Raw genomic sequence first — 16,638 nt, 5'->3', positions numbered from 1 at the left:
CCTCAGCCCACGTGCCCCGCCGCCAGCGCCTCGCGGGCCCGTGCCACCAGTCCGTCGGCGCCGCACGAGTCCGCCAGGGCCAGACCCCGGCGCAGCTCGGCCTCCGAGCGGGCCGCGATGCCGTACTCGACGCGGGCGGCGGCGTGCTCGTACTGGCAGGGTGACGCCTCCAGGTAGGCGACGGCCTGTCCGGCGAACCGGACCGCGCGCTGACCGGTCTCCAGCGCGGCGGCGCAGCGCAGGGCCTCCCCTATCGCGGTGTCCGTGCCGAAGCGCTCGGCGTGGCGGCGGGCGTCGGTGACGAGCCGGGCGGCGCGGCCGGGGTCTTCCGTGGCGAGGGCGCGGGCCAGTTCGGTCGTCCAGGGGTGCACCACCGGGTTGTGCCGGCCGCGGGCGGCGGCCGCCTTCTCGGCGGTCTCCAGCTCGTTGACGCCTTCCTTGGCGCGGCCGGTGGCGAGCAGCAGCCGGGCCCGTACGGGGCGCGGGTCGGGCAGCACGATGGTGGACGGGTAGGGCGGGTCGAAGCCGTACCGGTCGGCGACGGACCGTGCCTCCTCTACGTGGCCGCGGGCGAGCAGCGTGTCGATGAGGTTGCAGACCGCGGACCAGTACAGGGGCAGTCCGCGGCCGACGCGTTCGGCGATGCGCAGCGATTCGCGCAGGGACTTCTCGGCCTCCCGCAGCCGGCCCCGCCTGCGGTGGCCGAGGCCGACGTAGGTGTGCGCGAGGGCGAGGTGGCCGCCGCTCCAGCCGGCCGTCTCATACGTGTTCAGCGCCTCGGTGAACAGCGCCTCCGCCCGGTCGAGCCGGTCGGTGTAGGCGTAGGAGGTGGCCAGCATCATCGGCAGTTCGAGGCCCCACTCGGTGTCGGTCCAGCCGAGCCCGGGGGCGAGGCGGCCGTTGACGAGGGCCCGGTCGCACAGCTCGACGACCTCTTCGGCGTTCTCGCCGCGGGTCATGGCGTCGAAGCCGCGCAGGATGAGCAGGGCGCGTTCCGCGTTGTCGCGGCCGGTGCAGGTGGCGGCGAGTTCGGCGAGACGTTCGGACCGTCCGGGTGAGGGGGTCTCGCCGGGGTGGATGCCCTCCCACATGTACTGGACGGCCTGGAGCCGCAGCCGCACGGACGGGTCCGGATTGCGGGCGGCCTCCGCCTGGACGGTGCGGACGGCCTCTTCCAGCTGGTCGTTGTGGAGCAGGGCCTCGGAGAGCCGGAAGACCGCGTTCACGCGCTGCTCGCCGTCGAGGCCGGGCATGGCGAGGGCGGTGCGCAGGTGGCCGATGGTCGTGGCGGGCGCGGTGAGCAGGGTGGCGCAGCCCAGTTCGTAGAGCACCTTGGCGTGGATCTCGGGCAGCGGCGGTTCCTTCAGGGCCCGTTCGAGGCAGCGGCGGGCGGCTTCGGGGGCGCCGACGGCGAGGTGTTCGCGGGCGGCGTCGCGCAGCTGGCCGACGACTTCCGGGTCGTCGTCGGGGTACACCTTGAGGAGATGGCGGGAGGCGGCCGCCGCGCCGAGCCCGGAGTCGGCGACCAGCTGGGCCGCTATGCCGTGCATCGCCGTGCGCAACGCGCCGGGGATGGAGTTGTAGACGGCGGTGGCGATCAGGGGGTGGACGAACTCCAGGTCGTCCGCGTCCGGCCGGCCCGAGGCGGGGTCGGGCGCGGTGAGGATGCGGGCGCCCCGCAGCAGTTCGGCGCAGCGGGCGGCGTCGGCGCGGTCGAGGGTGAGGAGCCGCGCCACCATGTCCACGGTGATGCCGTCGCCGAGGATGGCGGCGGCCCAGGCGAACCGGGTGGAATCGGCGCCGAGTTGCTCCAGGCGGGCCACCAGGCCGCCGCCCCGGGCGGAGCGGTTGAGTTCACGCAGTTCGGCGGCCTCCGACTCGACCGGCTGGAGTTCGCTGTCCTGGACCTTGGCGAGGAGTTCGACGGTCTCGTACGGGTTGCCGCCGGTGACGGCCCAGACCTCGCGGCAGAACGCGGCGTCCGCGTGGTCGCCGAGGGTGGCCCGGGTGAGGCCGGCGGTGGCGTCGGGGCTGAGGACGTTCATCGGGAGGAGCGGCCGGCCCGCGGCGGCGGCCGCGTCCAGGTGGCGGGCGCTGTCGCCGCTGACGTCGCCGGGACGGCGGGCGACGGCGACCAGGACGGAGGTCTCGTCGAGGCGTTCGGCGAGCGCGGCGAGCCAGCGCAGGGTCTCCTGGTCGGCCCAGTGGGCGTCGTCGACCGGCAGGACCAGGGGCCACTCCCGGCGGGCGAGCCGGCGCACGGCGGCGACCAGGCCGTCGCACACGCCCTGCGGGTCGGCCTGCCGCTCGCCCGGCTCCGCTATGCCGAGGGCGGGGCCGGCGATGCCGTACCAGTCGCCGAGGTACTCGCGCGCCTCCTCGGGGAGCATGGACACCAGCGCGGGCTGGAGCAGTTGGCGCACCACGTTGAAGGGGACGGACCTGAGGGTCTCGCCGCCGCGCGCCGACCAGACGGTGCAGCCCCGTGCCTCCGCGATGCGGCGGGTCTCGGCGAGGAGCGCGGTCTTGCCGAGTCCGGCCTCGCCCCGGGCCACCAGAAGGGTGCCTGGGGAGGACCGGTCCGCGCACAGGGTGTCGACCGCCCGCGTGATGGTGGCGATCTCCTCGTCGCGCTCCCAGAGGGAGGCCGAGGCGGCGGCCGTCCGTCCCACCTCCGTCATCCCGCTACCTCCCCAAGTCGCCCGAATGACGTACAGGGCTCGAGCCTATCCGCCCGGCGGCCCGAACGGTGGGCTGTCCGGGCAGCAGTTGCCGTGTCGGGTGACATGCGGTAAAGCGCGGGCGACGCGCCGGGTCCGTCATCAGGGGCGGGGCGGGCGGTCTGCGTCAACTCGTCGCGGCGGCACCGTCGGCCGTCGGGCGGCCCTCCCGCCGGGTCCCGGCGCGGCGGGGCCTCTCATCCGGCTTTCACCGACGCCTCATACGGTGGGCCCATGACGCAGGTGACTCCTCCCGGGTGGTACCCGGACCCCGGACAGAAGCAGGACGGTCCCGCCACCGAGCGCTGGTGGGACGGCAAGGCGTGGACGGACCAGGTCCGTGCCGCGGGGCCGGCCGCCGCGGCGGGGCCGCCGCCCGAGCAGCCGTCCGCGCCGTCCCCCACGCCGCCGCCCGCACAGCCGGCGGCGCCCGGGGCCGCGGCCGGGCCGTATCCCGTGTCGCCCGGCTATCCCGTGCACCCCGGCTATCCCGGGTTCCCCGTCCAGCCGCCGTCCGCGCGGCGGCGACGGCTGCGGACCGGCATAGCCGTCGCGGCGGCCGTGGCGGTGCTGGCCGGGATCGGGATCGGCGTGTACGTGCTGACCGACGACGGTTCCGGCGGCAACAGCGCGTCGTCGCAGCAGGACCGGCGCGGTCCCGGTGGCCAGAACGACCCCTTCGGCGGGGAAGGCGGCGGGGGCGGCGAAGGCGGCAACGGCGAGTCGCCCGCGCCCGAATCGCCGGACGGGTCGGAGCCGCCCACGATCGACAGCGGATCGGTGACGGACCCGGTCAACGACATCAGCCTGCCCATCCCGGACGGCTGGTCCGGCCAGCAGTTCCCGGTCGGTGCGACGGTGACCTCGGACGACAGCTACGAATGCCCCGGCGACCCCGCCGAGACCTGCACCAAGGGCGGCGCGTACTCGGCACCCCAGGAGGTGCTGGAAACGAAGGGCGGTACCGCCGAGGAGGTCGCGAAGGCCGACATCGAGGCGAACGCCAAGGAGTCCTACGGCGACGCCTACGGCGGGATCACCTCGCACGAGGAACTGGCGTCGAAGGCGGTCACGGTCGCCGGGCAGAAGGGGTACCTGGTCCGCTGGAAGGCGGTCACCAAGGAGGGCTCCGACGGCTACGTCGAGTCGCTCGCCTTCCCGGCGCCCGCCGATCCCGAGCGCATCGTCGTGGTCCGCTTCGGCGTCGACGTCGAGGAAGGTGTGTCAGTCATCGACGAGATAACCGAGGGCATCGAGGTGGACTCCTCCGGTGGCGGGGGCGGCACCGGCCAGGACGTCTGACCGGTCCCGTGGAAACGGTCGGCCGGGCGGGGCGCCCCTCCGCTCAAAGGGGCCCCGCCCGGCCGGGGGTGCGCGCCGCCCCCGTCCCCACGGTGCGGCGCGGGCAGGCCACCGTCCAGTCATCCCGTGGACGGCGGCCTGAGTCTCAGGGGAGGCCGAGCGCCGGCAGCACGACGGCCTCCACGAACCCGACGAGGTACTCCCCGTCGGCCTGCTCGCCCTCGACGACGGGCCGCATCCGCAGCATGCCGAAGAGCTGCGCCGGCACGTACTCGAGCGCCGGATGGCCGGCCGGGACCTCGCCCCGGGCGACGCCCCGCTCGAGGATTCCGCGGAGCGCGGCGATCTCCGGCTCGACGAGCGCCTCGCGCAGCGCGCACTTGAGCTCCGGGTCCTCCATGACGGCGTGTCCGAGCGCCTGGAGCAGCCCCGTGTCCTTGCCCGCTCCCCCGCCCGCGGCCCAGGCGGCCTGCCGCAGGTCCTCGGCGAGCGAGCCCGTGTCGATCTCGGCGAAGCGCACCCGGCGGTGGGAGCGCAGCGCGGCGGCCACGAACTGGGGCTTGGTCTTCCACTGGCGGTAGAGCGTGGACTTGCTGCACCGCGTGCTGGCCGCGATGCCCTCCATGGTGACGGCGTCGTAGCCGCAGGACCGGATCTGTTCGATCACGGCGTCGAAGAACTCCTGCTCACGCTCGGGCGTGATCTTGGAGCGGCGCGAGGCGCCGGCCGTGTCCGGTCGGTCCGCGTCCTGCGACGTCATCGGCTCTGCTCCTCACCAGGTTCAGCGGCACTAGGGGGAGGCTCGAGGGCCCCGTGGTCCAGTGTGTCGAATGTCTATCGATACGCCAGTGTACCGGTACACCACCGTATCGGTACACTGGCGTATCGGAACGGGGTCGTATCGATGAGAACCGTCACACGGCCCCGCACCTGTGAGCCACACGCACCACCGTCAGCGAAGGGGCCGGGGGATGAATGCCCGCACCGAGCCTGCACCAGCGGGACCGGGCACGCCCGCGCGCCCGCCGCTCGTCCGTGAGCTCCTGCTCGTGGCAGGGCTCTTCCTCGTGTACAAGTTCGGCCGGCAGCTGGCGACGGGACACACCGCCGAGGCCTTCCGCAACGCCCACCGCGTGTGGGACTGGGAGCGCGTGCTCCGGATGCCCGACGAGGGCACGGTGCAGTCGCTGCTCCTGCACGGCGACAGCCTGATACACACGGCGAACACCTACTACGCCGTGGTCCACTTCCCGGCCACCGCGGCCTTCCTCGTCTGGCTGTACCTGCGCCGTCCGGCGCACTACGTCTGGGCCCGGCGGGTACTGGCCGCGCTGACCGGCGCCGCGCTCGTACTGCACCTGGTCTTTCCGCTCGCCCCGCCGCGCATGCTGGGCGCCACCGGCCTGATCGACACGGCGCGGGTCTTCGGCCCCTCGGTCTACGGCCCGCCGAGCACCGACGCGTTGTCGAACCAGTTCGCCGCGATGCCCTCGCTGCACTTCGGCTGGGCCCTGATGGTGGCGATCGGCCTGATCGTCACGACGCGGACGCGCTGGCGGTGGCTGTGGCTGCTGCACCCGCTGCTGACGCTGCTGGTGATCGTGGGCACCGCCAACCACTACTGGCTCGACGTGCTCGTGGCGGCCGTGCTGCTCGGTCTCGCCCTGGCGGTGCTCCGCCTGCCGCACGGGCCGCGGTGCGCCATGCCCCGTCGCCGCCCGGAGCCGCGGCGCCGGGCGGCGGAGCGGCACGAGCCGGTCGGGGCGGGCCGGTGAGCGCCGCGCTGCTCGCCGTCCTGCTCTCCCTGGTCTCCGCGTGCGCCTACGCCGCCGCGGCCGTGGCCCAGGAACGGCTGGCCGCCCGCGACTTCGGGGCGGGGGCGTTGCGACTGCTGGCCTCCGGCGCCTGGTGGTGGTCGGTCGCGCTCAACGCCTCGGCCGCGCTGCTGCACGTCGTGGCCCTCAAGTACGGGCCGCTGACGGTGGTGCAGCCGCTCGGCGCGCTCACCCTGGTCGTGGCCGTCCCCCTGGGGGCGCGGCTGGCGGGACGGCGGGTCGGCGCGGTCGAGTGGCGGGGCACCGGGCTGACGCTGCTCGGTCTCGGCGCGCTGCTGCTCACCGCTACCGGCCCCGCGCCCGACGACGTGCTGAGCGTGCCGGAGGCCCTGGCGGTGTCCGGCGCCACGGCGGCGCTGATCGGGCTGCTGTCCCGACCCGGCGCCCGGCCCGGCCTGCGGCACGCGACGGCGTCGGGCATCGCCTCGGGGGTGGCGTCGGCGCTGACCCAGACGGTGACGGTGGCCGCCACGGACCGCTCGGGGCCGCTGCTCAGCGTCCAGGTGATCGGGGTGGCGGTCCTGGTGGCGGCGTTCGCGGCGGGCGGGCTGCTGCTGTCGCAGACGGCCTACCGGGGAGGCCTGGGCGCCCCGCTGGCGGTGGTGACCCTGGCCAACCCGGTGGCCGCCGCGGTGATCGGGCTCTCCCTGCTGGGCGAGCGACTGCGGGGCGGCGCGGCCGGCGTGCTGCTCGCGCTGACCGGCGCGGCGCTGGCCGCCTGGGGCGTGGTCCAGCTGAGCCGGGCGACGCCGCGCCCGGCCGACACGGCCGGCCCGGCCGCGGCCGGGCCGGCGCTCGTCCCCGAGCAGGCCGAACCGCGACCGCGACCGCCGGAACCGGAGCCTGTGGGCCCCGCCCCGGCTCGGTCCGGACCGGCCTGGCCCGGGCCTGCTTGACCGGGACGGCCAGGAACCGGACGGGCCGGATCCGGACCGGCGGCACCTGCATGGGCCGCTACGCCCCGGACAGGCCGGACACGAACCGGAGGGCCCGGACCGGCCGGGTCCGCACCGACCGGACCTGGACCCGGACCGGTGAAGCCTGAACCGGCAGAGGTGCCGCCCCCCTGCACGCGAGTCCGGCCACCACGGGAGCCAGACCGGATCGCCCGGACGACGGGGCCCGGACGGGCGTTCCCTGCCCGCGGGCTGTAGCCGGCAGGACCCGCACACGCGTGACCGAACCGCCGGGCTCCGGGCGCCCGGACCGGCTTGGTTCCTGCGGCCGGACGGCGACCGGGAGAGCTCCTGCACGCAGGGACAGAACCGCGAGAGCCAGACCGGATCCGCCCGGACCGACGGGACCCTGGTACCACCGACGGTGTCCCGGCCGGGTTGGGCCGGGACACCTCGCGCGGCCGGGGCCGGTCGCGGGCGCCGTCAGTCCGTGACGATCGCCGGGTCACTCACCCCCGGCCGCCCGTTCTCCACGTGCCCGGCGAGGCGGCGCAGGAATGCCGGGTCGGACTCGGAGGTCACCGTCACGTCGTACCAGCGCCGGCTGCGCGCGAGGTCGACGGTGTGGTGCACGGTGGCGCCGGGGCGCACGGTGACGGTCCGGGTCCGGCTGCCGTAGCCGTCGGTGACGCGGAGGCGCGCGGTGCCGCTCCCGGCGTTGGTGAGGGTCAGGCGGAGGTCGTCGCCGGTGTGGCGGGCGGTGACCTCGCATCCGGTGACCTTGTTGGGGCCCCGGAAGGCGCGCAGGAAGCCGTTGGGTCCGTGCACGGTCAGGTCGTACGAGCCGTCCGAGTACGCCGAGTTCCACGTGTCGGCGATGCTCTTGCCGGCCTCGGTGGTGTACGTCCAGGGACCGTCGGTGCGGTTGCCGGAGGTGACCAGGAAGGCGGCGCCCGCCCGCGGGCCGGAGGCGAAGGTCAGCGTGAACCTGCCGGCCGCCGCGTCCACGGCACCGTCCACGTGCGGGGCGTACCGCAGGGGGCGGGCGGGGCGCAGGCCGCGTTCCTGGCGCGGCATGTCCGGGTCGGCGGGCGGCGTGGGACGGTAGTCCGGGTGGCGCTCGCGGTCCGGCGGCTCGTAGGCGTCGGTGTCCGGCAGGCGGGCCGGGCGGCTGTCCTTGCGGGAGAAGTCGAAGGCGCTGGTCAGGTCGCCGCAGATGGCCCGCCGCCAGGGCGAGATCTGAGGTTCGCGGACGCCGAAGCGGCGCTCCATGAAGCGGATGATCGACGTGTGGTCGAAGGTCTCGGAGCAGACGTAGCCGCCCTTGCTCCAGGGCGAGACGACCAGCATGGGCACGCGCGGGCCCAGCCCGTAGAAGCCCTCCCGGTGCCTGGCGCCGCCCTCGAAGACGTCCAGCGAGACGTCGACGGTGGACCGGCCCCGCGCGGCCGACTTCGGCGGCAGGGGCGGCACGAGGTGGTCGAAGAAGCCGTCGTTCTCGTCGTACGTGATGAACAGGGCCGTCTTCGCCCACACCGCCGGGTTGGAGGTGAGCGCGTCCAGGACCTGGGCGATGTACCAGGCGCCGTAGTTCGAGGGCCAGTTGGAATGCTCGGTGAAGGCCTCCGGGGCGGCTATCCAGGAGATCTTCGGCAGCCGGTCGGCCTTGACGTCGGCGCGCAGGTGGTCGAAGTAGCCGTCGCCGTGCTTCACGTCCGTGCCGGTGCGGGCCTTGTCGTACCAGGGGTCGCCGGGCTTCGCGTTCCGGTACCTGTTGAAGTACAGCAGGGAGTTGTCGCCGTAGTTGCCGCGGTAGGCGTCGTCGATCCAGCCCCAGTGGCCGGCCGCGTCGAGGCCGTCGCCGATGTCCTGGTAGATCCTCCAGGAGACCCCGGCCTCCTCCAGCCGCTCGGGGTACGTCGTCCAGTCGTAGCCGAGTTCGTCGTTGCCGAGGACCGGGCCGCCGCCCGTGCCGTCGTTGCCGGTGTGGCCCGACCACATGTAGTAGCGGTTGGGGTCGGTGGAGCCGATGAAGGAGCAGTGGTAGGCGTCGCAGACGGTGAAGGTGTCGGCGAGCGCGTAGTGGAAGGGGATGTCCTCGCGGGTCAGGTACGCCATGGTGGTGGTGCCCTTGGCGGGCAGCCAGCGGTCGTACTTGCCGTTGTGGTAGGCGTCCTGGCCGTCGGACCAGCCGTGCGGCAGCCCTTCCAGGAACTGCATGCCGAGGTCGTCGACCTCCGGGTGGAAGGGCAGCACCTCCGTGCCGTCGCCCTTGCGTTGATGCCACACCGACTTGCCGCCGTCCAACCGCACCGGGTGCGGGTCGCCGAAGCCGCGGACGCCGCGCAGCCTGCCGAAGTAGTGGTCGAAGGACCGGTTCTCCTGCATGAGGACGACGATGTGCTCGACGTCCTCGATCGTCCCCGAGCGGTGGTTCGCGGGGAGCGCGGCGGCGCGCTCGATGCTCGCGGACAGTGCGCTGAACGCCGTGGTGGCGCCCGCGAGTTGGAGGAATCTGCGCCGGTTGACTTCGGCCATGGGGTGACATGCCTTTCGCCTTGGGGGGTTCAACCGGCCGGACGGCGCCGGATGATGACGTAATGCGCGCGAAAGGAGTGTTCCAGGAGCAGCAAACGTCAGGGAAGGGTCCGGTGGCTCCCGTGTGAAAGTCCTCCGTACGCGAGGTGTGACGGGCCCGCCGCCCGGGGATGGTCGCGATCATGACACGCATGCACGTGGCGGCCCCGCCCACCCGCCGGCCCGTACGGCAGCTCCTCGCCGCCTCGGTGGGCAACGCCGTGGAGTGGTACGACTGGTACGCGTACACCTTCCTGGCCACCTACATCGCCGACCAGGTGTTCCCGAAGAGCGCGGACAACTCGCTGGTGCCGCTGCTGTCGACGTTCGCCGTGTTCGCGGTGGGGTTCTTCATGCGGCCCGTCGGCGGGCTGCTGATGGGGGCGATCGCCGACCGGCGCGGACGGCGCGCGGCCCTGACGGTCACCATCCTGCTGATGGGCGGCAGCAGTCTGCTGGTCGGCCTGACCCCGACCTACGCGGCGGCCGGTGTGCTGGCCCCGGTGGTCCTGGTCGCCGCGCGGCTGCTCCAGGGCCTGTCGGTGGGCGGCGAGTTCGCGGCCTCGACGACCTTCCTGGTGGAGTCGGCGGGGCCCGGTCGGCGCGGGCTGTTCTCCAGCTTCCAGTACGTGTCGACCACGGCCGGGCAGCTCGTCGCGTCGGGTGTGGCGACGGTGCTGGTGAACACGCTCAGTGAGGACCGGATGAACGGCTGGGGCTGGCGTGTTCCGTTCGTTCTCGGGGCGGTGCTCAGCCTGGTCGGCTTCTGGATCCGGCAGGGCGCCGCGGAGACCCGCAGCGCGGAGCAGCGGCGGGCACCGCGTCCCGGCCTGTTCGAGGCGCTGCGGCGCCATCCGCGCGAATCCCTGCTGATCGGCGGCATCACGGCGGGCGGCACCATCGCCTACTACACCTGGACGTCGTACCTGCCGACGTACGCGGAGCTCAACACCGGGCTGGACAAGTCGGACGCGCTGCTGGCGGGCACCCTCTCGCTGGCCTTCTTCGCGCTGCTCCAGCCGCTCGGCGGGATGCTGTCCGACCGGTTCGGCCGCCGTCCGCCGCTGCTGTTCTTCGGTGTGGGCTTCGCCCTGCTCAGCGTGCCGATGCTGCACGCCCTGCGCGACTCGTTCGCCGTGCTGCTGCTCGTGCAGTGCGCCGGCATGGTCCTGCTGACCGGCTTCACCTCGATCAGCGCGGCCGTCAACGCCGAGATCTTCCCGCCCCGGGTGCGGGCGGCGGGCATCGGCTTCCCCTACTCCCTCACCGTCGCCCTGTTCGGCGGCACGGCTCCGTACGTGGGCACACTGTTCAAGGACCTCGGCCACGCCGGGCTCTTCCCCTGGTACGTCGCCGTCCTCTGCCTGCTGTCCTCGGTGGTGTACCTGCGGCTGCCGGAAACGGCGCACAAGGAGCTGGAGCGCTGACGCGCGGGGCGGCACCGGATGCGCACCCTGGTGGCCCCGCGCTTCGCCGAGCCCGCCACGGCAGTGACCGCCCTCGGTCACTCGGTGGAGGAGACCACTCTCAGGTGCGCCGAGGCGCGGCGGGGCCGCGCGAGCCGGGACGGGGTGCGGCGCGGCTCGCGCAGGACCAGCGTCAGACGGCTGTAGCCCAGCTCCGCCAGGACCCTGGGCGTCTCGACCACGACCCGGCACTCGGTGGTGCCCCGGCGCGGGTCGGGGTGGTGCAGCGGCCGTACGGCGCCGTCGTGCTCGACGGCCTCCGCTCCGACGGCACGGATCCAGTGCGGCAGGCCCTGGCGGTAGGCGGCCTCCATGATCGGGTCCTGGGCGATGTCGCGGCGGACCGCCTGGAGGCCGGGATCGTGGCCGTACCGCTCCAGGGCGGAGCCGAAGTGCGCCAGCATGGGCAGGCACCAGCTCGACTCGTGGTCGCCGAGCACCCCGGACGCGTCCGGGTGGAAGAGGACGAACCGGAGGAAGTTGTCGCCCGGCATCGCCGTCGGGTGCGGTCCGGCGCCCTGGAAAAGTGTCCGGAAGGCGCCGTTGGTCAGCACCACGTCCCAGCGGTGGTCGACGACGAAGGAGGGGAAGGGGACGGCCTCCAGGAGCGCCGTGTAGTCCTGGAGATACGCCTGGACCTCGGGGGTCGCGGGAGCGGGCCGCGGCGCCGGCCGCTGCCCTCCTGCCTGAAATGCCATCGGGAGGTCACCCCTCTTGCCTATGCGGCCTTCTCGCGGCGTCCCGATCCTGGTGCCCCGACGCAAGGCGTGTCAACTATCGTGGCATTTCATGCCTGTTGACGGCTGAAATAGGCCACAGTTGTGGCGATACCTGGATGTGAGTTCGAGCGGCAGGTTACTCTCCGGGAAGTTCACGGCAACCGCTTGTGAGAAGCCTGTGAGGCCTGTGAGAGACGTAGGAGAGCTGTCGGTGACGGATGGCTTCGAGGGTCCGGGCGCCCTGCCGACGGCCGTGCTGCCCGCCGTCGTCGCCCGCGTCACCGCACTCGCGGACCGGCTCGGCGTGCCGCCCGCGGAGGTCTTCGACATCGGCCGCCTGTCCGCCGCCTCCGGCGTTCCCGAGCCCGTGGCCGCGGCGCTGCTGAGCGGTCGGTCCGCCGGGGAACCCGATGTGCAGACCCGCTTCGTGCAGCGCCTGGATCTGCTGCGCCGCACCCGGCTCAAGCCCAACGGCCGCAGATACACCCAGCAGGAGATCGCCGACGGCGCCGGCATGTCCCGGCAGCAGGCGGGCGCCCTCATCAACGGCGACCGGCGGCCCACCATGGAGCACTGCGACGCCATCCAGCGCTTCTTCCGGGTGCACGCCGGTTTCCTGACCGCCGAGGACCCCGAGGCGCTGGCGGTCGCTCTCCAGCACACCGAGCAGGAACTGCTGCAGCAGCTCGCCGACCGGGAGCGGGCGGCGACGGCCGCCGCCGAGGACCCGCTGGAGCGGCTGCTCCAGGACCACGGCGTGCGCGGCATCGCCTGGCGGGCCGCCCAACTCCCCACCGACCAGCACCGCGACAAGGTCGCCGAGTGGCTGGACATGCTCCTGGAGAGCGTCAAGCGTCCCGAGTCGTGACTGTGGGGAGACACGTGGGCATCGGCAAGGAGATGCGCCGCCTGTGCGGTGAGCTGGTCGAGGAGCTGACGCTCCCCGCCCCCGCGCCGCCCGCCGAACTGTACGCGGCGCTGTGCGGGGCGATGAGCAGGCGCCGGGGCCGTCCGGTGCTGTTCCGCGCGGCCGCTTTCCCACCGGGAACGGCCAGCGGCCTGTGGCTCGACATGGCCGAGCAGGACCTGGTCGTGGTCGAGGAACGCACCGCTCCCGACCACCAGTTGGTGATCCTCGGGCACGAGTTGTGGCACATGCAGGCCGGGCACCACGGGCACGACTTCGAGGACGGCGTGGTCGCGGCCCGGCTGCTGGACGCGGGCGGCCAGGAGCCGGACGAGGAAGCGTTGCGCGCCACCGTGCGCGCGGTCGCCGCACGCTCCCGCTTCGACCTCGCCGAGGAGAAGGAGGCGGAGTCCTTCGGGCTGCTGCTGGCGAGCAAGTGCCGGACGTGGCTGGACGGTTCGCCGCTGCGCGGGCCGGTGCAGCGGGATCACCTGGCAGGCCGGATCGGCGCGTCGCTGGGCTACCCGGGCTGATGCCCCGATCGGCTCCTGCCGGGCCGCACGGGCGCGGCTCGGCACGATTGTCAGTGGTGGGCGGCAAGCTGGGAATGTGCCGCCGCCGGGGGCGGGGGCGCGTGACCGCTGACGTCGTTGTGGGGAGAGCCGACCGATGACCACCGCCGTACTGACCGACCACGAGCGCACGGCCGTGCAGGCCTACCTGCGGCTGCTGCACACCGTGCGGGCCGCCTTCGACGCCACGCCGGGACCGTCCGGTGCGCCCCTGCCCGCCGTCGTACCGCCGTCCGTGCTGGCCGAGGCCGAGCAGGCGCTGCGGGCCGCGGGGCTGGCGGGGAACGAGGAGGCGTTCTTCCGGCTGCTGCGGAGCTGGTGCCCGACGCGCTGACGGGCCGGAAGCGCGGGCACCCTGACCGGCCGGAAGCGCGGGCACCCTGATGGGTCAGGCGGGCGGGACCGTGACGGCCGTGGCGACCAGGCCTTGCCGGGCCGTCCAGCGGCCGTCGAAACCGGACAGACGCCGGCCGCCCACGGTCGGTCCCGGCACCAGGAGCGAGGCGCGCAGGGCGCCGCGGCGCGGATCACCCGGGTCCACGGTGATCTCGATGTCGGCCTCGGTGAAGTCCAGCCACCGCCCGGTGAGCGGGAACCACGTCTTGTAGACGGACTCCTTGGCGCTGAACAGCAGCCGGTCCCAGTGGACACCGGGATGGTCCCGGGCCAGCAGGCGCAGCCGATCCGCCTCCGTGGGCAGGGAGACGGCGGGCAGGACGCCGTCCGGGAGCGGTCCGTCCGGTTCGGCGTCGATGCCGAGGGAGGCGAGATCGGTGACACGGACCAGTGCGGCGGCGCAGTAGCCGTCGCAATGGGTCATGCTGCCGGTCAGGCCCTCGGGCCAGACGGGCGCCCCGCGCTCGCCGTTCAGCACGGGCTGCGCGGGCACGCCCAGCTTCTCCATGGCCCGGCGGGCGCAGGACCGCACCACGGTGAACTCCCGGCGGCGCTTGGCGACCGCCCGGGCCACGAGCGGCTCCTCCTCCGGGAAGAGGGGCAGGTGGCCGGCGTCGCCGCCGCCGTGGGCCTCCACGGAGACGACCGTGGAGGGCAGCAGTTCCTCGATCACCGGGCCGCCTCCTGACGGGCCGGCGGGGGCAGGATGCGGCGAAGCTCGCCCGGCGGTCGGCTCCGTCCGCGCCATTCACGAGGGTAACCCACCGAAACCTCCTCGAAGCGGACCCCCTCGTGCCAGGTGGTCCGGGGGATGTGCAGATGACCGTAGACCATGGCGTCGACCCGGAACCTGCGGTGCCAGTCGGCGGTCAGCCGGGTGCCGCACCACATGGCGAACTCCGGGTACCACAGGACCTCGGTGGGGTGCCGGTCCAGCGGGTAGTGGTTGACGAGGACGGTCGGCAGGCCGGCGGGGAGCTCGGCGAGCCTGCGCTCGGTCTCGGCGACGCGGGCCCGGCACCAGGCGTCACGGCTCGGATAGGGGTCGGGGTGCAGCAGGAACTCGTCGTTGCACACGATGCCGGTGCCATGGGCGTAGGCCAGTCCCTCGTCCTTGGTCGCGCACCCGGCGGGCAGGAACGAGTAGTCGTACAGCAGGAAGAGCGGCGCGACCACCGCCGGGCCGCCGGGCCCCTCCCACACGGGGTAGGGGTCCTCGGGCGTCGTCACGCCCAGCTCCCGGCACACCTCGACGAGGTGCTCGTAGCGGGCGGCGCCGCGCAGGGTGACGGGGTCCTTGGGGTGGGTCCACAGTTCGTGGTTGCCGGGGGCCCACACGACCCGGCGGAAGCGTTCCGCGAGGGTGCCCAGTGCCCAGCGGATGTCGGACACGGTCTCCGCCACGTCGCCGGCCACCAGGAGCCAGTCGTCGTCGGAGCCGGGTCGCATCCCCTCCACGAGTGCGCGGTTCTCCGGGTACCCGATGTGCAGGTCGCTGATGGCCCAGATGCGCCCCGGGCCACCGGTCGCCGACGTCATACCCACCCCTTCCGGAAGCGCGTTCGACGCCACGAGATCACATCCCGGCACCGGTCACAAGCGCTTCCCGCCGGGTCCGGCCCGGGGCGTGTGGCCGCCGCGCCCAGGCGCTGTGGCGTCCGGGTGGCGCACTTTGCACTCGCAGGCGTGCGTACCCCTATGATCGCCCCAACACCACCGCCCCGATTCACCCTTCACGCAGGGCGGCTCGGTGTCCCTCCAACCCCCTGGCCGGGCACGGCCCGCTCCGCCCTGCCCGCGAACCGTGAAAGGCGGCCTGCATGGTTTCTCCCGTACGCGTCTGGCTCAACCGCACGTACGCGGAGAACGTCTTCTTCATGGATCAGCTGCGGCGAAATCCCGCCGACCGGGCGGTCGAGATCCACGCCACGCACGGCGACCCGGACTCCCCGGTACTGGCCGCCGCCGACACCGCCGACCTGGAGCCGGAGGGCCTGTCCGCGGCGGGCTACGTCGAGTTCGCGCTGGACCAGTGCGCGCGGCGCGGCATCGACGTGTTCGTCCCCCGTCTGCACCAGACGGCGGTCGTCGCCCACCGCGCGGAGTTCGAGGCGGCCGGCACGGCCCTGCTGGCGCCGCCGCCCGAGGCGGTGGCGGTCTTCCAGGACAAGGTGATCGCCTACGAGGCGGTCCGTGCGGTCGGTGTGCCGGTGCCACCGTGGTGGCGGGTGCGTACGGCCGACGAACTCGTCGCCGCGGTCGAGGAGTTGGAGGCGCACGGCCATCAGGCGTGCTTCAAGCCGGCGTCCGGCGCGGGCGGTGTGGGCTTCCGGACGGTCACCCGGGACCCCTTCTCCCTCACGCACCTGAACGGCTTCCCGAGCCCGTACGTCCCGTTGCCCCTGGTCGTCGAGGCGCTGCGGACGGCCGAGGAACCCGTCGACTGGCTGGTGATGCCGCGGCTGGAGGAGCCGGAGGTGTCGGTGGACTGCCTCACCGGCCCCGACAACCGCGTGCGCATGGCCGTGGGCCGCACCAAGAACGGCCGCCGCCGCGGGTTCACCCTCCAGGAGCAGTGGCTGGCCCCGGCCCGGCGGATCGCCGAGGCGTTCGGGCTGCACCACCTGTCGAACGTGCAGTTCCGGATGTACGGGGACCGGCCGGTGCTGATGGACGTCAACACCCGCCCGGCCGGGGGGCTGCACCAGCTCGCGCTGTGCGGGATCAACGCGCCGTGGGCGGCGGTCCGGCTGGCCCTCGGGGACGATCCGGGCGAGGTGGCACCGCCGTTCCTGGGCCAGGACTACTCGGTGGTGTCCGGGCCGCGTCCGCTGCGCCCGGTCCCCGTGCCCCACCCGCGCACCGACCTCGCCGCCGCGCCGGCCCCGGCGCCCGCGACCCGCCGGACGCCGGGCGCGCCCCGCACCACCCCGGTCGGCGCGGTCGCCCCCGACCCGGCGGCCGGCGCCCCCGCGTAGGCGCTTCGCGCGGGGACGAGCAGCCTTTAGGCTCAGAGCCCCCGGGTAACCGGCCCTCAAGCACCGGGCGACTGGCTGGCAACCCACAGGATGCCTCGCCCGCGAGCACCAAGTAGCCCGACCGCAAGCGCCGGATGACTCACCCCCGAGCACCGAGTGACCGGCGGGCAGATGCCGGGCCCCCGCGCGCAGGGTCCGACGGCCCGCCACGCCGCCTCCCGCAGCCGTACGCCATCAGGACGTCCGGCACCGGACGTCGCCATCCCGGCC

The 16,638-nt window shown here is 73.9% G+C and carries 14 protein-coding genes; 8 read left to right on the top strand and 6 right to left on the bottom strand.

Annotated elements, in window-relative coordinates:
* Nucleotides 1-2 precede the first annotated feature (2 nt).
* Nucleotides 3-2,681: an ATP-binding protein gene (locus M6G08_RS20775; protein WP_272588659.1), complete on the bottom strand. Its 2,679-nt coding sequence runs from the start codon at nt 2,679-2,681 to the stop codon at nt 3-5.
* A 273-nt stretch (nt 2,682-2,954) separates the two neighbouring features.
* On the opposite strand from M6G08_RS20775, the gene M6G08_RS20770 reads away from it, so the two are divergent.
* Nucleotides 2,955-4,022 (top strand): DUF2510 domain-containing protein, encoded by a 1,068-nt coding sequence (locus tag M6G08_RS20770; protein ID WP_272588658.1) that lies wholly within the window; start codon nt 2,955-2,957, stop codon nt 4,020-4,022.
* A 145-nt stretch (nt 4,023-4,167) separates the two neighbouring features.
* On the opposite strand, the gene M6G08_RS20765 is transcribed toward M6G08_RS20770, so the two are convergent.
* Nucleotides 4,168-4,782: a TetR/AcrR family transcriptional regulator gene (locus M6G08_RS20765; protein ID WP_272588657.1), complete on the bottom strand. Its 615-nt coding sequence runs from the start codon at nt 4,780-4,782 to the stop codon at nt 4,168-4,170.
* Between the two features lie 211 nt (nt 4,783-4,993).
* On the opposite strand from M6G08_RS20765, the gene M6G08_RS20760 reads away from it, so the two are divergent.
* Together M6G08_RS20760 and M6G08_RS20755 are read left to right on the top strand one after the other, a co-directional pair.
* On the top strand, nt 4,994-5,797 hold the full coding sequence (locus M6G08_RS20760; protein ID WP_272588656.1) for a phosphatase PAP2 family protein: 804 nt from the start codon (nt 4,994-4,996) through the stop codon (nt 5,795-5,797).
* Nucleotides 5,794-6,753 (top strand): DMT family protein, encoded by a 960-nt coding sequence (locus tag M6G08_RS20755; protein ID WP_272588655.1) that lies wholly within the window; start codon nt 5,794-5,796, stop codon nt 6,751-6,753. The genes M6G08_RS20760 and M6G08_RS20755 overlap by 4 nt, the downstream gene beginning before the upstream one ends.
* A 483-nt stretch (nt 6,754-7,236) precedes the next feature.
* Here the strand turns inward: M6G08_RS20755 and M6G08_RS20750 are convergent, their stop codons facing one another.
* Entirely contained in the window at nt 7,237-9,291 is a 2,055-nt protein-coding gene (locus M6G08_RS20750) for a phosphocholine-specific phospholipase C (protein ID WP_272588654.1), read from the bottom strand.
* Nucleotides 9,292-9,461: 170 nt separating this feature from the next.
* Here M6G08_RS20750 and M6G08_RS20745 point away from each other — a divergent pair, with 170 nt between their 5' ends.
* Entirely contained in the window at nt 9,462-10,757 is a 1,296-nt protein-coding gene (locus M6G08_RS20745) for an MFS transporter (protein ID WP_272588653.1), read from the top strand.
* A 77-nt stretch (nt 10,758-10,834) separates the two neighbouring features.
* Here the strand turns inward: M6G08_RS20745 and M6G08_RS20740 are convergent, their stop codons facing one another.
* Entirely contained in the window at nt 10,835-11,494 is a 660-nt protein-coding gene (locus M6G08_RS20740; RefSeq protein ID WP_272588652.1) for an MmyB family transcriptional regulator, read from the bottom strand.
* 232 nt (nt 11,495-11,726) lie between these two features.
* On the opposite strand from M6G08_RS20740, the gene M6G08_RS20735 reads away from it, so the two are divergent.
* The 3 genes from M6G08_RS20735 (at nt 11,727) to M6G08_RS20725 (ending at nt 13,328) form a co-directional block, all read left to right on the top strand.
* Nucleotides 11,727-12,383: a helix-turn-helix domain-containing protein gene (locus M6G08_RS20735; protein ID WP_272588651.1), complete on the top strand. Its 657-nt coding sequence runs from the start codon at nt 11,727-11,729 to the stop codon at nt 12,381-12,383.
* 32 nt (nt 12,384-12,415) lie between these two features.
* Nucleotides 12,416-12,955: a toxin-antitoxin system, toxin component gene (locus M6G08_RS20730; protein ID WP_272591390.1), complete on the top strand. Its 540-nt coding sequence runs from the start codon at nt 12,416-12,418 to the stop codon at nt 12,953-12,955.
* Between the two features lie 136 nt (nt 12,956-13,091).
* Nucleotides 13,092-13,328 carry a hypothetical protein gene (locus tag M6G08_RS20725; protein ID WP_272588650.1) on the top strand — a complete coding sequence of 79 codons (237 nt, stop codon included), beginning with the start codon at nt 13,092-13,094 and terminating at the stop codon, nt 13,326-13,328.
* A gap of 54 nt (nt 13,329-13,382) precedes the next feature.
* Here the strand turns inward: M6G08_RS20725 and M6G08_RS20720 are convergent, their stop codons facing one another.
* On the bottom strand, nt 13,383-14,063 hold the full coding sequence (locus tag M6G08_RS20720; protein ID WP_272588649.1) for a 4'-phosphopantetheinyl transferase family protein: 681 nt from the start codon (nt 14,061-14,063) through the stop codon (nt 13,383-13,385).
* Nucleotides 14,060-14,929 (bottom strand): metallophosphoesterase family protein, encoded by an 870-nt coding sequence (locus M6G08_RS20715; RefSeq protein ID WP_272588648.1) that lies wholly within the window; start codon nt 14,927-14,929, stop codon nt 14,060-14,062. Before M6G08_RS20715 ends, M6G08_RS20720 begins: the two co-directional genes overlap by 4 nt.
* A 281-nt stretch (nt 14,930-15,210) precedes the next feature.
* On the opposite strand from M6G08_RS20715, the gene M6G08_RS20710 reads away from it, so the two are divergent.
* Nucleotides 15,211-16,368 (top strand): ATP-grasp domain-containing protein, encoded by a 1,158-nt coding sequence (locus M6G08_RS20710; RefSeq protein ID WP_272588647.1) that lies wholly within the window; start codon nt 15,211-15,213, stop codon nt 16,366-16,368.
* Nucleotides 16,369-16,638: the final 270 nt, after the last annotated feature.

Source organism: Streptomyces sp. M92 (genome assembly GCF_028473745.1).
Lineage (GTDB): Bacteria > Actinomycetota > Actinomycetes > Streptomycetales > Streptomycetaceae > Streptomyces.
Note: the sequence above shows the minus strand (reverse complement) of the source record. Positions and strands in the feature narration are given on the sequence as shown.